Source organism: bacterium (assembly GCA_021371935.1).
Classification (GTDB): Bacteria; Armatimonadota; UBA5829; order UBA5829; family UBA5829; genus UBA5829.
In genome coordinates this window covers 1-25,200 of sequence record JAJFVF010000021.1, presented here as the reverse complement: position 1 = coordinate 25,200, position 25,200 = coordinate 1, and the positions used below count along the sequence as shown (strand labels likewise).

Here is a 25,200-nt window from a genome sequence, read left to right as displayed (position 1 = left end):
TGTAATCCGAATTGCAGAATTTTATTTGTGGAGATGTAGCTGCGCGAGGAATCTGCTTTGAACCTGACGTTACAATAACAGATGTCTCATCGCATCTATACGCTAATTGTCCGGTAGAGAGTCTGGACTTCTCCACTCTCCGCTTTCCACTTTCAGCTCTATATAGCGACCTCGCCGCGTTCTCCGGTTCTGATTCGGATCACGTCATCGATCTTGCTCAAGAAAATCTTGCCATCGCCGATCTCGCCGGTAAATGCGGCTTTAGTGATAGCCTCAACGACCAGTTCGACCTTGTCATCAGGAACAACCGTCTCGATCTTGGTCTTATCGAGCAGGTTCACCACATACTCCTGGCCTCTGTAATACTGTGTCCTGCCGCGCTGTTTGCCTGCGCCCATCACGTTGATTACCGTAAGTCCCTTGACTTCGATCTCGTCCAGTGCGTCTTTAACATCATCCAGCTTGCCCGGTCGAATAACCGCTTCAATTTTTGTCATGTGATCTCCTCCTTACAGATTATAACCGACTTCACCGTGCTGACTCAAATCGAGACCGGTATCCTCGTCGGCTTTGCTGACTCGAATCGGAGTGAATATGTTGATGACTTTCAGGATCACGAATGTCACGATGAACGAGTATGCCATCACAGAGGCGATTGCGATAAGCTGTTTGCCGAGCAGGGCGGCGTTTCCATGGAAGAGGCCGTTTGCTCCAGCCGGGTTTATCGCCACACTTGCGAACAGACCCGTCGCGATTGCGCCCCATGTTCCACCGACTCCGTGCACCCCGAAGACGTCCAGGGAGTCATCGTATCCGAGCTTGCCTTTGAGCATGATCGCTCCGTAACAGACAAGACTGACAATTGCGCCGAGGATCACAGCCGCCATCGGCCCGACGAACCCGGAAGCCGGCGTAATCGCGACCAGTCCCGCCACAGCTCCACTGGCGAATCCGAGAGCGGTAGGTTGGCCTCTGTGTATCCATTCTATGATGACCCATGCAATCGCGGCAGTTGCGGCGGCTGTGTTGGTGACCACGAATGCATTGACCGCAAGTCCATTTGCCGCCAGTGCGCTTCCCGCGTTGAACCCGAACCATCCGAACCAGAGCAGTGCGGTTCCCATGAGTGTCATAGTGAGGTTATGGGGTTTGAACTCTTCGTGTCCATAGCCTTTTCTGCGGCCTATCACTATTGCGCAGCACAGAGCCGCGATACCCGAGCATATGTGGACTACGGTGCCGCCCGCAAAGTCGAGTGCGCCCATTTTGAGGAGCCATCCTCCGGGTCCCCAGACCCAGTGCGCCACCGGGCAATATACCACGGTCAGCCAGACTATCATGAATATGAAGAACGCTTTGAAGGGAATGCGTTCTGCGAAAGCGCCTGTTATCAGGGCAGGGGTAATGATGGCGAACATTGCCTGGAATATCATAAATGCCTGGTGAGGGATTGTCTGCCCGTCGAGTGGAGTCATTCCGACACCTCTGAGACCGACATATTCCAGCGATCCAATGAACCCGCCATGATCGGTGCCGAAGGCAAGGCTGTATCCCCACAACACCCATATAACGGCAGCCAACCCGCACATCATAAAGCTCTGCAAGATTGTGGCCAGGGCATTTTTCTTTCGCACCATACCTGCATAAAACAGTCCCAGACCCGGCGTCATAAACATAACCAGCGCGCTCGACGCCAACACCCATGCCGTGTCTCCGCTGTCTATTTTGCCTGCCGATTCCGCAAAAGCTGTTTGCATGCCTACCAGCATGCACAATATTGTTGCAGCGGCCGTCCTAAAGTTAAATAGCCTTCTCATCCACGCTCCTCCTCATGTAATCTCTGCTTAAAGTCTAGGTAACACATGTTTCCGGCAAGTTTCGGCATAGTTACGCTTTGTTTGCGAAGGTGTTACAGATAAGCTCGTAACGAGCGTGACGGGAGGGCGAGGCTCCTGCCGAGCCTTGTTTTGATGAATAATCCACAAACGTGGATTGCATGTGTTCCTGTGCTATACTTAACATAGGCTGTGGCCAGGTTTAGCTTGCCGCTGCAAACAATTTTGAGGCATTAACTTAATGACACTCCTTGATGTTGAATATATCCAACAATTCTTGCCCGGCTGCCCGGATGACAAGAACGGCTGCTGCGGCCCGGCATCCCTTACGATGTGCGCATGTTATGCCCTCGGCAGGAATCCACGGTCGAGCGATATCTTATCAATCCTGGCAAGCCTGAACCACAGGCTCGACGGCACGGGCGGCGGCACGCGCTGGACCGAGCTATTGAGCGCTGGCAAAGAAGTCTTCGGTCTTGATGGTCTTGCGAAAGAGATGTGGGGTCTCGATGAGATCAGATCAGAGATAGCGGTCGGCAGGCCGATGATCGTGGGTCTGCATTCGGGCTTTCTGACAAATCGGAATTATGAGTTTTCAGGCGGCCATTATGTCGCTGCAGTCGGTTTTGATACTGATTATATCCTGTGTCTTGACCCAGCCGCCAGGTCGAGCGAGCCATTTTATTACAGCAATGCAGATATGCAAGCAGCCATGACTGCTTTGGGTGAGAATGTGCCCAATGGAGTGATGCACGGCTTTATTCGCACGAGCGTAAATGCCTGATATTTGGGTGCTTGTTCAAACCAGCAAACTGTAGGGAGGAAGCATTTGCCCTTTGCACTAGACAATGCTTCTCAATTAATGTCGCAAATGCTTCATCCGCCCGACTTCTATACCGGACTGTCGTCTCTAATCAATACCGGAAATACTAAGCCATCCCTGTCATTGGAAAGTGGAATAGCCCACTTGATATTCCGAACGCATTGCTCCAGTCTCATCACCGGACAAAGTTCAGGCCTCTCGTCAGTCGGGTAAGACCCCTGATCGAGAACAGCATTAATAGTCTTTGTTGAGTAAGCGCGATAGTAGAAGACAGTCCAATCCGGTCCTTCGTGTCGGATCGTGTGTTTCCACAAATTGAAGGTGATGCCGGTTTCCTCCGCAAACTCACGGCACATGGCGTCCACCGGGCACTCGCCATCCTCGATTTTGCCACCGATCCCATTTAGCAAACCAGCCTGCCATTGCGGCCTGGCCTTACGGATCAGCAGAACGTTTGCCCCTTCATCATCAAACAGGAAACCGTCTACATATCGCATATACCAATCTTCGTTCGTCAATTGCAATTACCCTGCCAAAAAAGGAGGTATTTCCCAGATGGCTGACAGAAATTCAGATAGCAACAAAGGAGAATCTGATGGTTAATCTCGTGCAAAATCCTGTCATTATCAATGCAGCGGGAGACCCACCCAAGCAGATAGAAGAATTCTTTGGGCGCGCAAGCACTAAAGAAAATGGCGTAAGCATAGCTCGCATGGTCAGCCCGGCAGGCTGGTCTGAGCCTGGACAATGTCCTGAGTTTGATGAATACACAGTGGTGCTGAAAGGCGAACTGGTGATCGAGACAGAGGACACTACATTGCATGTCAAGGCAGGTCAGGCGGTTATGGCCGGACGTGGCGAGTGGGTCCGCTACAGCACGCCGGAATGCGCTGAATACATCTCAGTCTGCATCCCTGCTTTTGGGAACGATGGCGCTCACCGTGATTGACTGAGTCCCGAATTAGGATGGTATTCGATAATGTCAGTTGCATACACCTGGGGAACCACACCCGAAGAACGAAAGCTGGAATATGCCTGTGACCGGTTTTGGGAAAAGAAGGGCCGGGAGTGCGCATTCTATAGAGGCGTGACCATAAATGCTTCGCCGGAGGTCATCTACAAATGGCTCTGCCAGATACGCGTGGCGCCATACAGCTACGACTGGATAGACAACCTGTGCAGGCGCAGCCCACGGACCCTCACTCCGGGTATTGATGACCTGTCAATCGGCATGCATATACAGGAAATGTTCGAGGTAATCGATTTCGAGCGCGATCGGAGTATCACTGTGCGCGCAATCCCACGCAAAATGGAATACATGAGGCTCCTGGATATGGTCGTCACCTACATGATCGTTCCCCGGTCCGATGCGAATTGCAGATTACTGGTAAAGGGGTATTGCAACTTTACAGATGATCCTCTGGGTCGTTTGTCGCACAAGTTTCTGTTATGGGGGGATCTCATAATGATGCGAAAACAGCTGCTCAATTTCAAATCGCTTGCCCAAAAGACTCGGTCAGCGCTGCCCCATCCATAAGAAGGAAGAATCCCACGAATGCCTAAGCAGTCATAGAGTGACTTACCATTGTTGAAAGGAATATCAAGATGGCCGACAACTACAAAGCCGAATATAACCTATTAGTCGACAAGCTCGCCGCGCGAGGCGTCGACGTTGATAAAGTCAAATCGAAACTCAAATCGCAGAAGATAGAGACCCCGAGCTGGGGTTTTGCCGATTCCGGCACAAGGTTCGGACCATATAAACAGCCCGGCTCGGCAGTCACCATCGAAGAGAAGATCGCCGACGCAGCTCAGGTGAATAAGTTTACAGGCATAGCCCCGACAGTGGCAGTCCATGTCCTCTGGGACTTTCCCAATGGCCTGCAGGATGCCGACAAACTCGCCGCATATGCCAAGTCATTGGGTGTGCAAATAGGCGCGATCAACCCCAATGTTTTCCAGGATCGAGACTACTTTTTTGGTTCGGTCACCAATGAGGACCCGGCTGTGCGCAAGAAGGCCGTCAAGCATATGATCGACTCGATCGAGATAGGCAAGAAGCTCGGTTCCGACGTGCTCTCATTGTGGTTCGCCGACGGCACCGATTATCCCGGCCAGGGCGACTTCCGCCGCAGAAAGCGTTATGCCGAAGAATGTCTCAAAGAAGTATACAACGCCATGCCGGCCAATATGCGTATGCTCATAGAGTATAAGCCTTTCGAGCCTGCGTTCTATCACACCGACTTCGGCGACTGGGGCATGAGCTATTCTTTCGCCAACAAGTGCGGCCCCAACGCACATGTGCTGGTAGACCTCGGTCACCATTTCATCGGCCAGAACATAGAGCACCTGGTCTCCTTCCTGATCGATGAGCAGCGGCTGGGCGGCTTCCACTTCAACAACCACAAATACGCCGATGACGACCTGACTGTCGGCTCGATCAACCCGTATGAACTCTTCCTGATCTACAACGAGTTGGTCAAGGCTGAGGATAATCCGAACAACAATCCGCCGGTTGCCTATATGGTCGACCAGGCGCACGTCACCAAAGCCAAGATCGACGCCATGATCCAGACGATCATGCATATCCAGAGCGCCTATGCCAAGGCCATGTGCATAGACCGCAAGAAGCTCTATGATGCGCAGATCGGCCAGGATGTTGTGACTGCTGAGTCATGCATGCAGGATGCTTTCAATACGGATATCGAGCCGCTGCTGAAGGTCGTTCGTGAGGAGATGGGTCTGGACCCGAACCCGCTTGAAGCATTCCGTGCAAGCGGCTACTGGGCGAAAGTGAGCAAAGAGCGCGGTTTCCGCTCCGGCGCAGGACTAGGAGCCTGAGCAATTTAGTATTTGGGATTTTATATTTTATATTTCAGGTAAATTGATGGGTCGGGGAATCTCTCCCCGACCCTACATATACGGCGACTTCCAATCGACCTCAACTATTATTTCTGAACTCTCACGACTTGAATTCTGGTAATCTTCTTTTCTTTGTCTGTCGAAATATTGACTGCGATCTCTTCGCCATTATCGCCGGCAACTGAGAATACAGCCATTTTGTTGCCGTCGGTGTTCTGGTTGAATGAGTTCTTTACATTCTTGAGATTCGATTTATAGAACTCATAGACTTTTTCAAAGTCGTCCGAAGTCGTCAGCATACAATTGTGCATTTTTTCACTCTGGCCCTTATTGCTGCCTTCATAGCTGCCGGCAGTCTCAACCTTTGCACCGGTATACACGGGCACTCCAAGCTCTTTTTCAGTGATTTTCTTTTTAGCGACTTCAATGGTCGCTTTACCGTCGGCTGTCTGAACCTCAACCTTTTTTGCTTTTCCCTGCTTCTCACTTACGGTCACTTTGCCGCCCGGAGCAATATAGGTTTGCTTTTTCGCGCATCCCGCCGAGATAACTGCGATCAGAATCAATGCAATTGCAACGATTCCCAATCTATTCATACAAGCCTCCCCCAATGAAATATAATCAGTCACTTCAACAGTTATGTATGGTTCTCCTCTATAAGGCTCACATTTACTGCCGAAAGCTGCCAGGCAAGCTCCTTTGGGATGCAATGATCCTTTATTGCTTGCTGCGTCTTTTTAGTCTGATATGCTGCTTTCCTATCAGAGCAGCGATTCCCACTGCAAGACCGATGCATGTAGCCGGTTCTGGCACTGCTGACGGCACACTCGTCGGGTCGACAGGGTTCAATCCGTTTTGCCGGTACTGCTCGTCAGTTTCGAGCACGACGGCTCCACTTATGGGAGTAACTATTCTGTAAAGAGCTGCAAGGCGTGAGATGTTTATTAACTGGGTTTCATTTCTCGACCGGCACACTCTGGCAACTTCCTCTGCTGCCCAAAGCCTGGCTATGTCAAGTGATCCCTCTCTAGTCTGTTTTGGACATGGCTCTTTGGTGCGGACGACTCTTAATTGTTTATGTCCTTTCCACTGCCCAAACAGCGCTTCAAGGTCCTGCCTAAGACTCGCCATTCGCGGATGAACTGTTACAGCACCCGTCTTTTCCATATCTGCGAGGATCGAGTTGCGGCCTGCAACAGCCTCGACTGATATTATCTGCGGTGCATAGGTTCTTTCCCATAACTGCATAAGTTTATCTGCATTTTGGCCGGAGGAGAGAGGTTGCGGACCGTGTATCCAGACAATGACGCTTCCGCTGTCTTTCGTGGCGTCATAGGCCTTGATCAGAGCAGGTCTATTATCGATGCCGCCGACAAACCTCATATCTGAAACCATATCGGATGCCTTATCGACCGAATCAGATGAGTCGGATAGTGTCTCCACTTTTTCGCCGGCCTGAATCACTGAAAATTTGCAGGCATGGGGCAATCCCCTAAGAGCTTGGGCTATCTCATTCTTATACTCGCCGACTTTCCTTGAGCCGTCTATCACAACAACCACTTTCGATGGTGCCGGTTGGGTATACTCCACAAGTTTCTCGACAATATGGCAAACACTAGGTTGCACAATATCGTCTGTACAAAGTGAGCGAACATCCGCATTACGCGAGCAGACGATGACTCTTTTTGAACTGCCAAGCGCACTATCGTCAATTGTCGCCCTCAAACAGTTCTGCACTAAACCATTTCCATTAGCAAATCTCATTTCTTTTGGCGATGAAGCGACTAATGAATGCTCTATACTTTCATCGATCTTAAAGTTACGCTCAATGAAATGCGGAAGTACAAACAATCCCTTCGAGTAACCTTGAGGCACGAGGGGTGAGGTTATTCCGATTCGGACTTTCATTGTTCCATTCGCCGGGACAGGGAAGCACTGCATCAGCACTCTGTCGGGACCACAGGTGGTTACCAGCACCGGGTCTCTCTGCTGCACCACTGCAACCTGCTGGTAAGCCTGACGGACCTTACCCCTTGAAGAAAACGCTGCCTCACGCTCTTCGCCCGCAACCCACAAAGTCAGACGGGAGACTACTCCGCCGGGCGGCAGTGCAATTTCCGCTCTGGCTTCACGTTCTGTGAATGATGAATTGGAGAATGTCATTGTCCACTCGGTATATCCAGTGAGTGAGTCCGGCTGAATAGACGCATCCATTCTCGATGAAGCCAGCGACAGATTTTTGACTATGCCGTTGACTGCTGTCCCGCCGACGTCCGAATCCCATTCCGAATCTTCGACAAGTCTTGCGCGGGAGCCGAACATCTTTGGCGGGGGGACCGAGTTGAATGATTCACCGGTGACTCTGTAATAGACTTCGCGCGCCTTGTTTCTGTCTGCAGGCGTTGTATTGGAGAAAAGCCCATCATCAGGACCGGCACGCAGGCCATAGCATGCGCGCAGTAATGCGTTCTTGTTGCCGAACGTCCTGATCATTCTGATGCCGCGCAGGCTTTTCTTTTCGTTGGCGGAGGAAGCAATATCTAGACCACTGTATGTGACATAGTTTGAGACGGCATACACAATCAAAATTAATGAGGCTGCAATAATTCCCGACCACAATGCCCAAGCGCGCTTTCTTGACGGCTGCGGATAAAGCTCTTTTAGCCGATTGCCGCTTACTATTGATGCTGCAAATGCAAGGAATGGGCTGAGTCCGCACAGGCCAATCCCATACGCCATGGTTCCGATAATTGAAATTGGAGCGAGCGGAACAAATACGATACTGTAGCAGAATTCGATCCCGATAGATGCGCCTGCCATAAATGTGAGCAGGGTCACATATCGGTCCGAACGTTTGCTATATAAAATCAGAACGGCTATATTCGTAATCGGCACGAGCGCAAGGAAAACGGCATGCCATGCAGTGGGGATAGGATCGAAGAAGATGCTGGAGCATAATCGGGTTGCAAGTTCAAAGCAGAATACAAACGCAGGAAACGCAACGCCTGCAAGCACAACAAAAAGCATCCAGTTTCGACTGATCGGTTTCTTGTTGCTGGTAATAGTTAGATCACTTTCCAACGACTCGCTCATAATTGTCACCGCCCAATATCATTATTAGTAACAGGATTTAATGTCTATACGCCTGCCTTTCCAACTTTTGTTTCCACTGTGCAGAAATGATTTGTCATGGTATAGACCGCCCGCTATCATTACCCGTTGTTTCACTTGTTGGACGTCTCTGCATGTTCTTGGTAACATGATCCCACATTATCTCCAGAGGTATGGACGAATTGGCAAAGACGGAACTACTTGCACCGGCCGGAAATCTCGAAAGACTCAAGTGGGCTGTCGCATATGGCGCTGATGCCGTATACTTCGGTGTCACTGACTTCTCCCTGAGGAGCTACGCAGGCAATTTTACACTTGAGGACGCCGGCATAGGGCTGGACTATCTTCACAAAAATGGCCGTAAGGGGTATGCCACTCTCAATATATATCCATTTTCCAACGAGTATGATGAGCTTATGCGCACAGCAGCCGCTCTCGACGAGATGGGCGCAGATGCATTCATCGTCTCTGACGTGGGTGTAATGCGCTCACTGCGTCAGTTGAACATACATACGCCTATTCATGTCAGCACCCAGGCCAACACTACCAGTTGGCAGGCAGTTCTTGCCTATCGTGACCTGGGCGCGAAACGTGTGAACCTTGCCCGTGAGCTTTCTATGGATCAGATCAGAGAAATCCAGCATAACCTTAATGGCGAAGATGTCGAGACTGAAGTCTTTATCCATGGTTCCGTGTGCTTTTCCTATTCAGGCAGGTGTGCGATCAGTGATTACCTGACGGGCCGTAGGGCAAACCGTGGGGAATGCACCCAGCCATGCCGCTGGAGCTATGCCCTCATGGAGGAAAAACGTCCAGGCCAGTATTTCCCTGTCTTCGAGGACAATCGCGGCCTGTATCTTTTCAACAGCCGCGACCTGGCTCTGTTTCCATTCGTGCAGGATTTGGTGGGTTGTGGAGTCGCCTCACTCAAGATAGAGGGGCGCATGAAGAACGTGCACTACCTGGCTGCAGTGCTTTCCGTCTATCGAGCCATTTTAAATGGGAAATCCGTACCCGAAGATACTGTTTACGAGCAGTTGGGGCGTGTGAGCAACCGCGGTTACACATTCGGGTTCATGAAGGGCCGGATAACACCAGAGGATTATGAAACAGCCACACATAAATATCAATCGACTTCCGTTATGGTAGCCAGCACCACGGATCGAGTCCATGACGGCATGAGAGTGTGCAGAGTGAAAAACACGCTCAAGGCAGGCGAACAATTGGAACTGCTGACACCTGATGGAATATCGGATTACAGCCTGCCGGTTCCATTGATTACCATCGAAGGCGAGAGTGTTGACCATGCAAATAATCAAGATACCATACTGCTTGATAATGCTCTGCCGCCTTATGCTGTTTTGCGGAGGGTAACCAGTCCCTAACGCACTATTCCACTTAGCCGCCCCGCGAACATTTCTGTTAATTTTGAAGTCTATTATGTATCAGCAGGCCTGCTAAGGAGGAAATGTGTTATGCAAACGCAATCAGCTCCTAAGGAAATGTCTACGTGTGGACGACAAACAAACGGTTCGCATCCAGACGTTTTTATAATCGAAACAGGTGGGCAACCCCCACTGGGGGCTCACAAGCGAGTTAGTGGTTCCTGGCTAGTAAATGCTCTGATAATAATCGCACTGATTTTCGTGTTAGGTGCTGTATTACTTCCGGTATTTGCCCCACATGGTCACTATTCTTCGGCTTCAAACTGCATGTCCAACATGAAGCAAATAGGCAATGCGGTTAAGATGTATTTGTCTGATTGGGATTACCATTTTCCCACAAATCGACCACTGGAGGGCAATGATAAGCTCGGTGAGATACAATCCAGTGTAAAACTCACTCCACCTGCAGTCAACAAAAACAACAAGCCTGTAAGGTTCAAATATGGCGTAAACTGGGTGGAGGGGTTATACAATTACGTGGAGCCAGTAACCGAGCAATATGACGAAAAATCAATCTGGAAGTGTCCCGTAAGCACACTAAAACCATACCCCCCAGACTCCAAAACAGCCAACGTTTCCTATGTGTTCAATCGTAATCTGATTGAGAAAAAGAGCAAATGGGCTTCAAACTTGATGATGATCCGCGAATCCGACCGTCTGATGGAGTCTGACCTCCGCCCTACAAACAACACCACCTGGACCAGTAAAAAGGTTCCCATATGCCCATTTCTCACTAAGCACGATGATCTGATAGGCAGCACCAGTTTTGAGATTCATTTAGATGGCTCGATGATTCTATTTGCAGACGGCCATGTAAAGCGTTTTAACAGCACCGAATTCCCAGGCGAAATCACAAAAGAAAAATGCTGGGACCCCGAGACATCTCAGTGGTATAACCATGTCCCGGTAGACACCACCAGCATTGCAATCACGCCATAGAAAGGAAGGAATCCTGTTATGCGCACACTGCAAACCCGCCGAGGTATCACTATATGGGAAGCGCTGCTGATTGTCTTCATTGTTCTTGTCTTAGCGGCAATATTGTATCCTGCTTTTTTTGCACGAACCTCGGACAGTGCAAGAAAAGAGTCGTGCCAAAACAACTTAAAGAGTCTTGCTGTTGCTCTGCTGCTCTACTGCCAGGACTACGACGGTCAGCTGCCATCATCGGCATTAGTGAACCACTCCAAGAAGTGGAACAGAAGCGATTTTCTCAAGTTCACTAAGACTACAGGCACTCTTCCACCCACATCCAGGCCACGTACGTATGTCCAAGTTATCTACGATCACATTAGATACAAGGATAGGGATATATGGCATTGTCCATCTGATTCTGTTTATCCCACCGATAAAAATGCGCCGTGTTCATACTGGTGGAAACTGGCTGTGGACAAGGCCTGGTATGGCGAGGGGTGCAAGAAGCCCTGCCGTAATGAGGCCGACTTCGTCTACATTTCCAGTCAAATTCTCTTGTATGAACGGACCGGCTGGCACTTCGGTGACACTAATGGTCTCAAAGATAGCCTGTGTATTAGTGTCGCTTATCTTGATTCTCACATAGAGACAATCCGCCTTCGCAACAGCGGGAGCAAATACATCACGACTCCCGCTCCAAGCGCAGGCGAACCGGCTTATTTCAACTGCAAACTCTCACCAGATGGGCAAACCCCACTGCCTTTGGCCGAGGACAAACAGGCAAGATATATCGATCCGGGTCAGTGTTGGGATAAGTTCTGATTTGCTCCAGTGCGAATGCTGCTCCGGCAGAAGTCGTCTTTAGTGACTTTGCGATCTTGGCCGAGTTTGCTGCCGGAGCAGCCGAACACACCTCTATGCGCACTAACCCAAAATCTCACAATCCTCACTTCAAAAGGTCTTGCTTGCCCATATATCGAATAAATTCAGGTGAATTGAGTGAACCATATTGCATTTGCCGACATCTATTCTATATAGTATGGGAAGCGCTGCACGCCAATTGACGAGGGAGGGTTGTTGTGAGGAAGGTTTTTGCGTATGCTTTTGTTATTTTTCTGCTTGTAGGCCGATGTGTTTGGGCAGCCGGCAAGACGACTGTTGATCCAAACAGCTCGGACCAGGCCGTGATCGCACAGTGGGAGAGCGATACCCGCCTGGCTCAAAAAGTTACATATGAAGCCAGACACAAGGCAGTAAAAGTCATACTTGCCGACCTATCGGATATGACCGGCGTTACCCTAAATGCCGGTTTCAATAAGCAGGACTGGCAGGTCCGCGACCGCAAGATGAACATCTTCGCCAAGGATGTTCATCTTGTCGATCTGATAAGTTCCATTGCTCGAACGATGAAGTTCAAGTGGAGCATCAACAAGACCGATGTCCCATGGACATACAGGCTGTATATGGACAGAAAGACACTGGCATCAGCCAACGCTGAACTCAGTAAGGCACAGGGGGAGTATGACAAGGAAGTGCAGCGGCGGCGCGAAGATTTCCTTAATACGATGGAAAGCTGGGATGACGACCTCACGGATGATGAACTGGAAGCATTAAGAGAGGACGATCCCTATACATATAGGCTGCATACTTCTGGTATGGGCGCTGCTTTTAGGGGGCTGCTCAATGACGTGCCGGGTATGAAGGAGAATTTCCTCAACAAGCAGGACAAGGCATATCCGATCGCAGAACTCTCGCCTGAGACGCAACAGCTTATTTTGAATGTCGTAAAGTCTGAGTATGGCGAAGACTTCTCGGGGGATAGCGAATCCAAATTCACACTCGGAGGTGTGGGTCTCGATCTTGAACCGGACGAGTTTGACTGGAAGGCATACGAGGACAAAAAATTTGCCGGCATAGGCATCAACATCTATAAAAAGTTCTTTGTATTGGATGCTTTTTTAGGCGATCGATCCAATCCGATGGTTCAATGGATTGCTGAGAAGAACTTGCTCAAGCAAGAAAAGGGTTTGTCTTCAAGACAGGCTTGGGAACAGATGCGGGACCGATATTTTGATGCCTGCATTGAGGATGCCAAGCAGACTGAAAAGAACTATCCGACGGAACCTCAGCCCGATGTGCCTGATGAACCGGACCTGCACAAGAAGATTAAAGTGGAGCCGGAGGAGAAGAAATGGCTCGATCTTGTCGACTATCAAGCTGCAACTGCAAAAGCAAGTGATTTCGCAGTAGTATCCGACAGCTACAAGTTTATTGAGGGCTATGCCGGAATCAGCAAGTCTGAGACCGAACTGCTGGACGTTCTTTCCGCGATTTGTGAGGGATATCGATATAACTGGGACAAGCACGGCTTGATAATCGAGTTCAGGAGCAAGGACTGGTTCAAAAGACGCACGGCTCAAATCCCCGATGAGTGGGTTGAGAAGTGGCGGGCTAATCTCAAAAAGAATGGTTATATGTCCATCGATGACTATGCTCAGATAGCCACTCTCACTACGGAACAGATCAGAGAGAATTTTCAGACGGACAATGATTTTCACAAATTGGGAATTTTTACCGGCCCCGGCTCCAAAGAGATATGGTTGATGAGGTTATATGCAACCTTAAGTGCGTCCCAGAAGAAGGAATTGTTTTCCGATATAGGTCTGAACGTATTGACGCTCGGTACAGATCAATGGGAATATGTGCACAGGACCTGCCGGGAGATTACCAGTGGCAAGTCCACAATATTACGCTGTTCCGCTTCAACCGATGAGAATGGGACTCCCGCATATGCATTCCGGTTGACCGATACGGAAACACGCGACCGGCTGGGAATATGGACTGTTTCAATGCTCAAATATGAACCGCCGGAGCCTGAAGAGCCGAAAGCTGAGGAGAAAAAGACTGACAGCGCATCCGGTTCAAGCGCGGCTGATACTACTGAGAAAAAGTGATGGATCCATAGGTTGGAGGGAGATTATTGTGAGGAATGCTTTATTTATTTCTGCCCTTGCCCTTTTAATTTGCGGAAGCGCATGGGCAACCGGCAAGATTACTGTAGACCCGAATGCCTCGGATCAGGCTGCAATCCAGGAGTGGGAGAGCGACACTCGTCTTGCTCAGAAAGTGACGTATGAAGCCCGGCACAAGGCTGTCAAGGTCATACTTGCTGATCTGTCTGATATGACCGGTGTCACGTTCAACGCAGGTTACAATAAGCAGGACTGGCAGGTCCGCGATCGCAAGATGAATATCTTTGCCAAAGATATTGCTCTTACCGATCTGATGAGTTCCATCGCTCGGACAATGAAGTTCAAATGGAGCATCAACAAGACCGATGTTCCCTGGACTTACAGGCTGTATATGGACAGAAAGGCCCTTGTTTCTGCGAATGCGGAGCTCAGCAAGAGCCAGGAAGAATATGACCGAGAGGTAAATCGGCGGCGTGAAAACTTCCTGAATATGTTTGAGAACTGGGATGATGACTTGACTTCGGGCGAACTTGCAAATCTCAGAGACGACAACCCATATGCGTATATGTTGAATACGCAAGGTATAGGCGCACTTATGCAGGGAGTGATCAGAGACATTCCCGGCTTTAAGGACAAATTCCTCAGCAGAACAAACGACATGTTGTCCAAAGTCTCGTCTTTTTCTCCCGAGACACAGGAAGCGCTTCTGAACGCAGCGAAGCTTTCGTTTTCTGTAAAAGATGACGGTGTTGCAGGCAGTGGGGGAGCATTTCCAGAGGATTGCGAAAAGGCATTTTCCAAGGGAGAAGTGTATTTCGACATATCGCCGGACGAGCTTGGTTGGAAATCATATGAGTTCAGCAAGCTGGCAGGCTTGGGGCTGTATATCAACGGCCGTTTCTTTTGCCTGAACAGCTATTTAGGGGATCCTTCCGACCCATGGGTGCAGGCTTTTGCGAAGAACAATCTTCAGGCCGTTGAAAACGGGGTCTCGATACAGCATGCCTGGGATCACAGTGAAGACAGGGTTCAAGCAAGGATTGCAGAAACACAAATGCTCGAAAAGTATTTTCCAACCGAGCCCCAGCCCGACGTTGCGGACGAGCCCGATCTGCACATTAAGATCAAGGTCAAGCCTGAGCCTGAGCCAAACAGGCGTGTGGATCTAGTCGATCTTGAGGCTGCTGTGGCCAAAGCGAGCGGATTTGCGGTCGTTTCGGACAGCTACAAGATTACTTATGGTTATGCTGCCGTCAGTGACTCGGAGACCGAGCTAAAGGACGTCTTGACCACAATCGGAGACGGATACCGCTATAACTGGGACAAACATGGCGACATTATCGAGTTTAGGAGCAAGGAATGGTTCAAGAAGAGAACAACCCAAATCCCGGATGAGTGGATCGAGACGTGGAGAGCCGATCTCAAAAAGTTGGGTTATATGCCTCTTGAGGACGGCGCGCAAATCGCGGCGCTCACCACCCCCCAGATAGAGGAAAACATTCACACGGACAGCGATCTGTCACAGTCCGGTTTGTTCCGCGATGGGTCAAGGGATATCTGGCTGTTGAGACTATATGCCTCACTAACCACAACTCAGAGAAAAGACGTATTTTCGGACATGGGTTTGAATACATTTGCGCTTACACAGGACCAGTGGCAACTGATGCGCAGAATATATGATATTAACTTTGATCCAAATGTGCTTTTGACATTTCTGCGCAGCTCCAGAATGGCTCCCAATAAGTATGTCTTTTCAATATATGGTGCCGCAAACAACAATCTGCTTGGAAAATGGTCATTGTGGCTGCTTGAATATAAAGAACCGCCCAAACCTGAGCCTGAGACTCCAGAAGCTCAGGACAAGGGTGAGAAAGCCACTGCGCCCGCCTCAGATTCTCAAACAAAGACCACAAAGTAGAGAAATACCTCAAAAAAACTCGAATGGCAGCAGCTCTATGTCAAGGGTTGCTGCCAATTAACGTTTAGTCCCGCACAAAAAAATTATGGCAGGTTGTCTCACTAAGTATTGACAAGATATATGCCGATATGATATATATCTATTAGATATATAACTTCAAGAGAGATACCTAAAGGTGCCAATATGATTAGAAAGAATAAAACGAAATATGCCATATTGGGGTTGTTGTCGCATCAGCCTGCTTCGGGATACGACATCAAGAAAGCCTATGAGCATTACATCGGCAAGTTTTGGAGTGAGAGCTACGGTCAAATATATCCTGCGACCAAATCTCTGGTTGATGAAGGCTATTCCACTTGCGAGGTCGAGCGGTCTGACGGCAAGCCTGACCGTCATGTGTTTTCCATTACCGACAAGGGGATGGAGGAATTGCGAGAATGGCTTGCTCAACCGACTGAGCCGCACAAGGAGCGGCTGGAGGTATTGCTAAAGCTGATGTGCGGAGCGCACATGCCAATCGAGGCTAATATCCGGCTGATCGAGCGGTTTCGCGATGAATGGCAAAATCATCTCAAGAGCTATGCCGAAATCCGTGCTGACCTGCATTCCGAATATGAAAATAATCACCATCTGCCTTACTGGCTGATGGCCGTCAACTGCGGTATGTACCTCGGCAACGCTTACATTGCCTGGTGTGATGAGACCATTGCGACACTTAAGTCCAAGGAAGAAGATCACAAAGAACCGTCAAAGCAGTGAGATGACTCGATGAGAAGAGAAGATAATCCAAAGCATGTAACAACATTTGCTCTAATTGCAGGGTTTGTTATCATATTTTCGTCTTCGCTGTGGGCGCAGACTGACGGTAATGCCGCTGCGGCGCCGCCAACGCTCACCTTGCAGCAGGCGATTGACATGGCCATTACCGGTAATAGACTGCTCAAGAACTCCAGTTTAGATGTGAGCAATGCAAAATCTGAGATAGCGACCACCAGGATCAAGGGAAAGCCAAACATGGCGATTACGGCTGCCGGCTCTCAATTGCTTGCGCCGGTCCATTTCAGTTTTTCCCAAGGCATATTCGGTGATTTTCCCGTGATCGGTCCCATACCGCCGACAAACACAACCGTAACCTCTCCCGCGACATTTTCTGTGATTGCGAACGCCACTCTTTTGCAGCCTCTGACGCAGCTCAGGCGCGTGCATCTTGGTGTCAGGATGAAAAAGGCTGCAGCCCAGATATCTCAGGAAGACTGGCGTTCGCAGCGTAATGGCCTGGTATCGAACGTAAAGCAGCTTTATTACGGGCTTGCCCAGATCCAGAGTGCGCAGGATACCGTAAAGGAGAGCATCAAGTTCCTAACTGAACTGGAGCGGTTTGTAAGCGACAATGTCACGAACGGGACTGCGCTCGATTCGGATTTGCTTGAGGTCCAGGCCAAGTTGGCCAGGCAGCAGCACGAACTTGCGACCCTTAACAGCTCATACGCCGGCACAAAAGAAAAGATGAATGTTGTTCTCGGACGCGAAATATCCACTGATTTTTCCATCACCAGTGTGCCGGAAGCCGCTGCTCCCGCCAAATCTCTGGCCGAGCTTCAGTCTCAGGCGTTGGAATGCAGACCTGAGGTCCGGCAGGCAAAGCTCAAGGCTCGGATCGCCGGTGATGATGAAATGTCAAAGCGAAGCGAATCGACGCCCGACATCAGCCTCGGGCTCACATACACCCGTCAGCAAAATATTGATGTCGTTCCGCAGGAATTGATTACTGCCGGTGTCATAGTTTCATGGCAGGACCCATTTGACTGGGGTCGGAGGAAGCTCGAACGGTCGGAGAAGTCGAGGATCGTCGAGAAAGCGAACAACGGGCTTCAGGAGACCAAATCTCAGGTCCTTGTGGACGTGAATATGAAATATAGAAACCTTCAGGATGCGCTTTCTCTGCTGGATGCGGACCGCCTTGAAGTAAAAGCTCAGGAAGAGAAGCGCAGAGTTACTATGAATCGCTATAAAGAGAATTCGAGCCTGCTGAAAGATGTCCTCGAAGTGGATACTTCGCTTGCCGACGCCAATCGCCAGTATCTGCAGGACCAGCTCGACGCCGCAACGGCCAGAGCCCAACTGGACCAGGCAGTAGGGGAGGACTAAATGCGCAGAAAGCAGCTTATTGCATTACCTTTGATACTTATTCCGCTTTTGGCGGCGGGTTGTTCAAAAGATGCCGGTAATAAAGAGGTCACACCCGTCATGGTCTCTCAGGTCGGTTATTCAGGGAGTGCTGAAACCGGCCGAATTTACTCAGGCACCATCGAGCCGAGAGCCATGGTGCCGGTGGCATTCACGGTCGGGGGTTATGTTCGCGAGATTCTGAATGTGACCGGAGGCGACGGCCAACCAAGGCTGGTGCAGCAGGGTGATCGAGTGAAAAAGGGGACGATGCTTGCTCACATAAGAGATGTCGATTACGCCTCAATGGTGAACCAGGCCGCTGCACAGGTCACCGGCAAAGCTGCACTCACACAACAGGCTCAGTATGGCATGCAGCAGGCACAGGCATCTCTCGACCGTGCAACTGCAGGCATTTACGATGCAAAGGCTGCTCGCGACCAGGCTCAAACAGGCTATGCGCAGGCCAGGGCAGGGTTGGCAGCCGCTCAGTCTCAACTTGTCGAAGCAAAAGCCGCTTCCCAGGCAGCCGATGCGCTTGTGGATCAGGCAGAAGCGGGCAGGGAAAAGGCGCAGAATGACTTTTCACGGGCTGAGCGCCTGTATTCGTCAAAAAGCCTTACGCGTGCCGACTATGATGCCGCAAAGGCGCAGCTAAAGGTTGCGGAGGCGCAGGTGAAGGCTGCAAAAGAACAGCGCAACGTCGCGAATACCAAGATCGAGCAGGCGAAGGTGCAGATTGATGCAGACAGGTCCAAGATGGACGAGACCAAAGCCATTATCGCGCGCAGCGATGCGGCAATGAAGAGCGCTGTCGCTCAGCGCAGTGCGGCTCTGGCTGCCGTGAAGGGCGCGAAGGCTCAAGTCGAGGCCAGTGCCGCAAGCATTCGTGCAGCCAAGGCTCAACTCAATCAGGCGGAGACTCCTCTGGGCGATGCCCGTCTCAAGGCTCCAATAGATGGGATTGTGCTGAAGAGAAATGTGGAGATAGGCAACCTGGTCGGTCCAGGCACTTCCGGATTTATTATGGCTGACGATTTTTCCGTGAAGGTGGTCTTTGGCGTGTCGGATGTTGCGGTAAACAGCGTTCATATTGGTGATCCTGCGACGGTGCGCATCCAGGCTTATGATGACCGAGTATTCACGGGCAAGGTGACTGCCGTATCTCCTGCTGCCGATGCTGCGAGCCATGTTTTTCAGGTCGAAGTCACTCTCCCAAACAATACACGGACCTTGAAAGTCGGCATGATCGCGAAAGTGGAATTTGCGGGACCCGAGAGACCCGGTTTCAGTGGAATCAAAGTTCCACTCTCTGCTGTTGTGCGTTGGCCTAAGAGCAGCAGTGACTATGCAGTATATGTCGTGCAAAAAGAACACGGAAAGCTGGTTTCAAGGGTGCATAAGGTTGTGCTTGGCGAGACATATGGCAACAAGATCGAGATCAAATCCGGGATATCGTACGGAGACAGGGTGATAACGAATGGAGCCACTCTCGTGCGAGACGGTGGGTTCGTTAAGGTAGTTAAATAGACGGAAAGGCGGACAAACGTGAGTCGGAAAGAGAACAAAGTGATCGACAACAGCAAAAACAATATCTCACGTTTCTTCGTGGAGAACAAGCAGCTCTCCTGGGTGCTGCTGATCGCCACCTGTCTGTGGGGAATATTTTCATATGTGAACATGCCGCAGCGCAAGGACCCTGAAATACTGGTCAGGAAGGCTGTCGCGGTCACTCCGTGGTATGGTGCAAACGCCGAGAAAGTAGAGCAGCTCGTAACCAAAAAGGTCGAAGAGACAATAGGCAAGAACGCCTCGATAAAGAAGATAGAGTCGATATCCAGAGACAACCTCTCAATTGTTTTCTGCGAGATCGATGACAATGTAAACGACACTAAGCTCCAGTTGGACGATATCGCGCTCAACCTCCAGGGACTGGATGACCTGCCTAAGGGTGCCGGTCCGGTCAATTTTATACGTGATTTTGGCGACACTGCGGCGCTTATGCTCACTGTCGCAAGCCCAAAGGTCGACGATGTGCAGCTTTCAATCAAAGCGCATGAGGTAGCAGACGCGATCAAACGGGCGAGGTCGAACAGGTCGACAGCACAGTCCGGTTCTCCGGTTTCGATTGTCGTATGCCTGCCCTCATCGGTTTCGACCGGTGTCCTCAACGATACCAGCGCAGCTTTTGCCGAGTATGCGCGAACGTCCGGCTTAATTGCGTCTCCGCGTTTATTCCGGGGAGAAGGGTTCATCGGGCTGGACGGCTTTTCGACACGCACCAATAAGCAGATATCCGACGCTCTGCAATACTACATCCATAACAAGCTGCAGGTCTCGGAGATCCACCCGGACGCATGGTATCCTGCGATCATCCGCAGTCCGGGAGGGACGCTGACTGCACTAAGGCTGGTCGCCGGTGACAAATACTCATATCGCCAGATGGATGATATGACCGACTACATCGAGCGCAGCCTCAAGGGTGTCAAGCAGGTCTCGAAAATCACGCGAAGCGGGGTGCTTGGCGAGCAGATCGGCCTTTTATATTCACAGGAAAGACTGGCGGCATACGGAGTGCAGCCTTCGCGTCTGCCGGATATTTTGAATGCTCGTAACATAACTCTGCAGGGTGATTCACTGGATGCCGGAGGTAAGCGGGTCACGATAGACCCGAGCGGAGAGTTCAAGACCGAAAAGGAGATTGGTGACGTATTGGTTCCGTCGCAGAACGGCGTACCAATGCACTTAAAGGACATAGTGAGTGTGGTTCGCGGTTACGAGACCCCAAGGTATTTGAACTACTTTTCATTCAAGGACAAGGACGGTCACTGGCGGCGCACCCGCGCGATCACTCTTGCCGTTCAGATGAAAGCCGGCCAGCAGATCGGCCAGTTTGGCAAAGAAGTCGATCAAAAGCTCGATGAGATCAAGGCTCATCTGCCCGACGACATCATTTTAGCCCGAACTTCGGATCAGCCCAAGCAGGTCACGGAGTATGTCAGCCTGTTTATGAACAGCCTGTATGAGGCGATTGTCCTGGTTGTTTTGGTCTCATTGATCGGTTTTTGGGACTGGCGATCGGCTCTCCTGATGGCATTGTCCATCCCCATAACGCTCTTTATGACCTTTGGTATGATGCATCTGCTGCACATCGATCTTCAGCAGGTTTCGATTGCAACGCTGATTGTCGCGCTTGGTCTGCTTGTGGACGTGCCTGTAGTGGCTGGGGATGCCATCAAGCGTCACATGGCCGAGGGCAGGCCGCTCTCGGAAGCCGCATGGCTCGGCCCGACCAAACTGCGTAAAGCGATGATCTTCGCGACTCTCACCAATGTCGTGGCATATCTGCCGTTCCTGATTTTGAGCGGCAATGTGGGCAAGTTCCTATATAGCCTGCCAGTCGTAATAGCATGTTCGTTAATCGCCGCCTTTATCGTATCTGCGACATTCATTCCATTTCTCAGCTCGTATATCATGAAGCCGGGACGGATGGAATCTCCTGCTGAGTTCAGGTCAAAGGGGTTCGGGGCTTTTTATAGCAAACTCATAGGCCGGTTAATTGACCACCGTTGGCGGGTGCTTGCGGCATCGATGATCATATTACTGCTGGGGATCTTCTTCTTGTCAAGACTCAATCAGCAATTCTTCCCAAAAGACCTGTCATATCTTTCATATGTAGATGTCTGGCTGCCTGAGGACGCCACTTTCTCGACAACCAATGCTGCCGCCTCGCGGGCAGAATGGATCATCGAGAAAACAATTGCTCAATATGCCGGAAAGGAGCATAGACAGGACGGCATACTGAAGTCTCTCACCACATTCGTGGGTGGAGGTGGACCGAGGTTCTGGTTTTCTGTCGAGCCTGTGATTCAGCAGACGAATTATGCCCAGATAATAGTGGAGGTCAATGACCGGCATGACACTAGTAAGCTCGTAGATCGACTTCAGAATGCTCTTACGTCGCAGATGCCTGGGGCAAGGGTGGATGTCAAGCAGCTTGAGACGGGCAAACCGGTAGGAACGCCGGTGGCTCTCGAGATATCCGGTTCCGATATCAAAACACTCAGAAGCCTTGCAGAAAAGGCGAAAACTGTCTTGCGAAGCACAAGTCTCTCAGCGCGCATCAGGGATGACTGGGGCGAGCCGGAGTTTGCAGTAAAGCTCAAGACCGACCCAGACCGTGCCAATATGTCCGGTATCACAAATCTGGACATAGCGGCGGCGTCCGCGCTCGGCATGTATGGTTATCCGATTACGACGCTGAGGCAGGGCGACAAACAGATACCTGTGGTGGCACGGCTTCGCATGGACGAAAGGTCTCAGCTATCGGATATTGAAAACCTTTATGTATATTCCCTGCAGGGCACAAGCAAAGTGCCTTTGAGACAGGTGTCGGATCTATCCTACAGCCTCCAGACACCAAAGATCAGGCGGATCAACCAGTTTCGCACCATTACGGTAGCGTGCTTCCCGACCGATGGGCATCTGTCGTCGGAAGTGATGACTGCGATCCAGCCGAAGCTCAGTGAATTTGAGCATAGTCTGCCGGTAGGGTATCACCTGCACATTGCCGGTGAAAAGGCTGAGCAGGATGACGGATTCAAAGAACTCGTAGTCGTGCTGTTGATATCGGCGGGATTGATCTATATGTCTTTAGTGGTTCAGTTCAGGCATGCCGTCAAGCCGTTCATAGTCTTTGCAGCTATCCCGTTTGGAATTGCGGGGGCACTTTTCGTGCTTTGGTTGATGGGTGCTCCGTTTGGGTTCATGGCGTTTCTTGGGGTCGTAAGTCTGGTTGGTGTCATTGTAAGCCATATAATCGTGCTCTTCGACTTCATTGAGGAGCAGCACGATCTGGGCAAGCCGTTCCGTGATGCGGTGATAGATGCCGGGATCCAGAGGCTGCGCCCGGTGGTGATTACCGTTGCGGCGACAGTAATCGCGCTCTTCCCACTGGCTATGCATGGAGGACCGTTATGGGAGCCGATGTGCTATGCTCAGATCGGCGGACTGACTGCGGCAACATTCATCACGCTGCTTCTGGTGCCTGTAATCTTCGCGATCTGTGTAATGGACCTGAAAGTAGTGAAGTGGGTAAGCCGTGAGGATGCGACAACAGAGCATTAGTGCATCAGTAGTAGCGTGTTTAGTTTTTTAATGTTGCCGGTTTCTTGACAGGTGTTCCATGCGGCGGTATAGTTTGACCTGGACTCTACTTAATATCGCTCATATGGGTCTCACGCTCATTTTTTGCAAGGGAGAGATAAATCGATGAATATACTTGTGATAAACGGCAGTCCTCATGGCGCTCAAGGCAATACTGAAGTGCTTGTCAAAACCTTTCTGGAGGGTGCGCGTGAGGCTGGAGCGGAGTATGAGACTATATATCTCAAGGATAAGAATATCCATTCTTGCATCGGCTGTTTCAACTATTGGTTTAAGACTCCTGGTGTCTGCATTCAGCAGGACGATATGCCTGAGCTGATGTTGAAGGTCCCGAATGCAGATATTGTAGTATATGCGGTTCCGCTATATGTTTACACTGTCTCTGGAATCATGAAGAACTTTATAGATCGCTTGGTTCCGCTATCACAGCCTTTTGTGGACATTGTGGATGGATTGAGCATTCATCCACCACGTTTTGAGCAAGCAGCAAATCGTTCGGTCGTTCTGATCTCAAACAGCGGTTTTCCAGAGCCGAACCATTTCTCGGGGTTAAAAGAGACATTTCGATGCTGGGTTCGCGGAGGAAACCGCAAGATGGCAGGCTCAATCTGCTGTGCCGGTGGAGTTCTGCTGCAGGTTCCCGAGTTGAAAGAGAAAATTCAATGGTATATAGATGCGACAAGACTGGCTGGTCGAGAAGTCGTAGAAAATGGTCAGATTTCATCTGAAACTCAATCTGTCCTCGATCAGCCGCTTGTAAAGGACCAAAAGTTTTTTGCAGACAGAGCGAATGCATATTTCGAGAGTATTGGAATCAAGCGTATCTGAAGAGAATATACAAAAATATGGATCAACGCCAATAGGCGCAGCAGATTGTCTTGGCTACCTGGCTGGACTCATTCAGAACTTTTCTGGCTCAGGCGGCTTAGTCTGTGGCATCTATGGAAGTACATGCCGCACCAACGAAAGCGACACCCCATTCGGGAACACCTGTGTTGCCACTACGGTGAAGCCGTGCGCAAGGTAGAACTGGGTCGGACCGGAGCAGTAGTCGGAGGAATCATTACGCCCATAGGTCTCGATAACTCTAAATCTTCGGTCACTGACCTCGTCGATCACTTCTTCTAGCAGTCGGCGACCAAGCCCCAAACGCCGCTGAGCTGGGACAAACAGGCATGATATGAACACACCGCTCATATCCACATGCTTTACCAGCTCATCATATTCGGAAATGTCGGGTATGTACTTCGGTGGAGCGTATTGGCAGTATGCGGCAGGCACGTCATTGACATATAACGCTTTCCCGCATGGATTGAAATCCACCTGAGTCTTCTCGAACCACTCCGCCTTAAGCTTCGTTTCTTGCTCAATGTGCTTGCCATGAGAAAACTGCTCCCGGCACTCCCAATAGCAGCATGTCCGGCAAGGCTCGACGATATCGGACAATGTCATGGTATCAATGCTGACTATCTTAATCTCCATCGTGCCCCATCTTCCTTGAACTATGTGTTTACTGCTGGATTTCGGTGCTTCGGGAACTTGTTCCCGAAACGATCACCTAAATATGAGAAAGGCAGAGCAATTATACAACCGCTCTGCCTTAATCTTCAAATTTATTTACTGCATACTAGACATTCAGAACGATACCGTCATACGCCACTTCTATACCATACTTGCCTGCGGCTTCTTCGAGTTCATCATGTAGCAGGCCGATGTTATGTGAGAAGTGAGTTATTATCGTGCGTGTCGATGATGAGACGGCGCCGGCGTTTTCGAGGTGTTTTCGCAGCGAGACCACTGCGTCCAGGTTCATATGTGCGGTGGCAGAATGGGGGCTAATCAGCCCGAATGTACATTCCACAATCAGCAGATCGAACTTAAGACCGGATAGATAATCCAGAGTCTGCTTGCAATAATCGCCCGTATCGGAGGCATAAAGGACTCTGGCACTGCCGGACTCTATGACATAGTTCAGGCACTGTTCATT

21 protein-coding genes are annotated in these 25,200 nt (G+C 50.3%); 14 read left to right on the top strand and 7 right to left on the bottom strand.

The annotated features are described in order from the left end of the window. Positions 1 to 158: 158 nt before the first annotated feature. Complete coding sequence (locus tag LLG46_14055) at positions 159 to 497, bottom strand: P-II family nitrogen regulator (protein MCE5324420.1); 339 nt, start codon at positions 495 to 497, stop codon at positions 159 to 161. A gap of 12 nt (positions 498 to 509) precedes the next feature. Then, entirely contained in the window at positions 510 to 1,724 is a 1,215-nt protein-coding gene (locus LLG46_14050; protein MCE5324419.1) for an ammonium transporter, read from the bottom strand. Between the two features lie 352 nt (positions 1,725 to 2,076). On the opposite strand from LLG46_14050, the gene LLG46_14045 reads away from it, so the two are divergent. Next, positions 2,077 to 2,619, top strand: a complete 543-nt coding sequence (locus tag LLG46_14045) for a C39 family peptidase (protein MCE5324418.1) — start codon at positions 2,077 to 2,079, stop codon at positions 2,617 to 2,619. A 107-nt stretch (positions 2,620 to 2,726) separates the two neighbouring features. Here LLG46_14045 and LLG46_14040 read toward each other — a convergent pair whose 3' ends face one another. Continuing rightward, positions 2,727 to 3,176, bottom strand: coding sequence for an NUDIX domain-containing protein (locus tag LLG46_14040; protein ID MCE5324417.1), 450 nt, complete (start codon positions 3,174 to 3,176; stop codon positions 2,727 to 2,729). A gap of 77 nt (positions 3,177 to 3,253) precedes the next feature. On the opposite strand from LLG46_14040, the gene LLG46_14035 reads away from it, so the two are divergent. From LLG46_14035 to rhaI, 3 genes are all read left to right on the top strand, one after another. Then, positions 3,254 to 3,607, top strand: coding sequence for a cupin (locus LLG46_14035; protein MCE5324416.1), 354 nt, complete (start codon positions 3,254 to 3,256; stop codon positions 3,605 to 3,607). Positions 3,608 to 3,637: 30 nt separating this feature from the next. Then, entirely contained in the window at positions 3,638 to 4,195 is a 558-nt protein-coding gene (locus LLG46_14030) for a hypothetical protein (protein MCE5324415.1), read from the top strand. A gap of 68 nt (positions 4,196 to 4,263) precedes the next feature. Beyond that, entirely contained in the window at positions 4,264 to 5,499 is a 1,236-nt protein-coding gene (gene rhaI / locus LLG46_14025; GenBank protein ID MCE5324414.1) for an L-rhamnose isomerase, read from the top strand. Positions 5,500 to 5,606: 107 nt separating this feature from the next. Here rhaI and LLG46_14020 read toward each other — a convergent pair whose 3' ends face one another. Continuing rightward, positions 5,607 to 6,116 carry a hypothetical protein gene (locus tag LLG46_14020; protein ID MCE5324413.1) on the bottom strand — a complete coding sequence of 170 codons (510 nt, stop codon included), beginning with the start codon at positions 6,114 to 6,116 and terminating at the stop codon, positions 5,607 to 5,609. A gap of 121 nt (positions 6,117 to 6,237) precedes the next feature. Next, positions 6,238 to 8,613, bottom strand: a complete 2,376-nt coding sequence (locus LLG46_14015) for a hypothetical protein (GenBank protein MCE5324412.1) — start codon at positions 8,611 to 8,613, stop codon at positions 6,238 to 6,240. Positions 8,614 to 8,804: 191 nt separating this feature from the next. On the opposite strand from LLG46_14015, the gene LLG46_14010 reads away from it, so the two are divergent. The 10 genes from LLG46_14010 (at position 8,805) to LLG46_13965 (ending at position 24,041) form a co-directional block, all read left to right on the top strand. After that, positions 8,805 to 10,016 (top strand): U32 family peptidase, encoded by a 1,212-nt coding sequence (locus LLG46_14010; protein ID MCE5324411.1) that lies wholly within the window; start codon positions 8,805 to 8,807, stop codon positions 10,014 to 10,016. Between the two features lie 336 nt (positions 10,017 to 10,352). Beyond that, on the top strand, positions 10,353 to 11,015 hold the full coding sequence (locus tag LLG46_14005) for a hypothetical protein (GenBank protein ID MCE5324410.1): 663 nt from the start codon (positions 10,353 to 10,355) through the stop codon (positions 11,013 to 11,015). Positions 11,016 to 11,033: 18 nt separating this feature from the next. Then, complete coding sequence (locus LLG46_14000; protein ID MCE5324409.1) at positions 11,034 to 11,813, top strand: DUF1559 domain-containing protein; 780 nt, start codon at positions 11,034 to 11,036, stop codon at positions 11,811 to 11,813. Between the two features lie 257 nt (positions 11,814 to 12,070). After that, positions 12,071 to 13,945, top strand: coding sequence for a hypothetical protein (locus LLG46_13995; protein MCE5324408.1), 1,875 nt, complete (start codon positions 12,071 to 12,073; stop codon positions 13,943 to 13,945). A gap of 28 nt (positions 13,946 to 13,973) precedes the next feature. Then, positions 13,974 to 15,881 (top strand): hypothetical protein, encoded by a 1,908-nt coding sequence (locus LLG46_13990; protein ID MCE5324407.1) that lies wholly within the window; start codon positions 13,974 to 13,976, stop codon positions 15,879 to 15,881. Between the two features lie 183 nt (positions 15,882 to 16,064). Then, positions 16,065 to 16,640 (top strand): PadR family transcriptional regulator, encoded by a 576-nt coding sequence (locus LLG46_13985; GenBank protein ID MCE5324406.1) that lies wholly within the window; start codon positions 16,065 to 16,067, stop codon positions 16,638 to 16,640. 9 nt (positions 16,641 to 16,649) lie between these two features. After that, complete coding sequence (locus LLG46_13980; GenBank protein MCE5324405.1) at positions 16,650 to 18,029, top strand: TolC family protein; 1,380 nt, start codon at positions 16,650 to 16,652, stop codon at positions 18,027 to 18,029. Then, entirely contained in the window at positions 18,030 to 19,577 is a 1,548-nt protein-coding gene (locus LLG46_13975; protein MCE5324404.1) for an efflux RND transporter periplasmic adaptor subunit, read from the top strand. It abuts the gene before it with no gap. 18 nt (positions 19,578 to 19,595) lie between these two features. Then, positions 19,596 to 23,174, top strand: a complete 3,579-nt coding sequence (locus LLG46_13970; GenBank protein ID MCE5324403.1) for an efflux RND transporter permease subunit — start codon at positions 19,596 to 19,598, stop codon at positions 23,172 to 23,174. A 144-nt stretch (positions 23,175 to 23,318) separates the two neighbouring features. After that, positions 23,319 to 24,041, top strand: a complete 723-nt coding sequence (locus LLG46_13965) for a flavodoxin family protein (protein MCE5324402.1) — start codon at positions 23,319 to 23,321, stop codon at positions 24,039 to 24,041. 111 nt (positions 24,042 to 24,152) lie between these two features. Here the strand turns inward: LLG46_13965 and LLG46_13960 are convergent, their stop codons facing one another. Together LLG46_13960 and LLG46_13955 are read right to left on the bottom strand one after the other, a co-directional pair. Next, entirely contained in the window at positions 24,153 to 24,695 is a 543-nt protein-coding gene (locus LLG46_13960) for a GNAT family N-acetyltransferase (protein ID MCE5324401.1), read from the bottom strand. Between the two features lie 145 nt (positions 24,696 to 24,840). Beyond that, on the bottom strand, positions 24,841 to 25,200 hold a 360-nt coding region (locus tag LLG46_13955; GenBank protein MCE5324400.1), incomplete at its 5' end, for a hypothetical protein.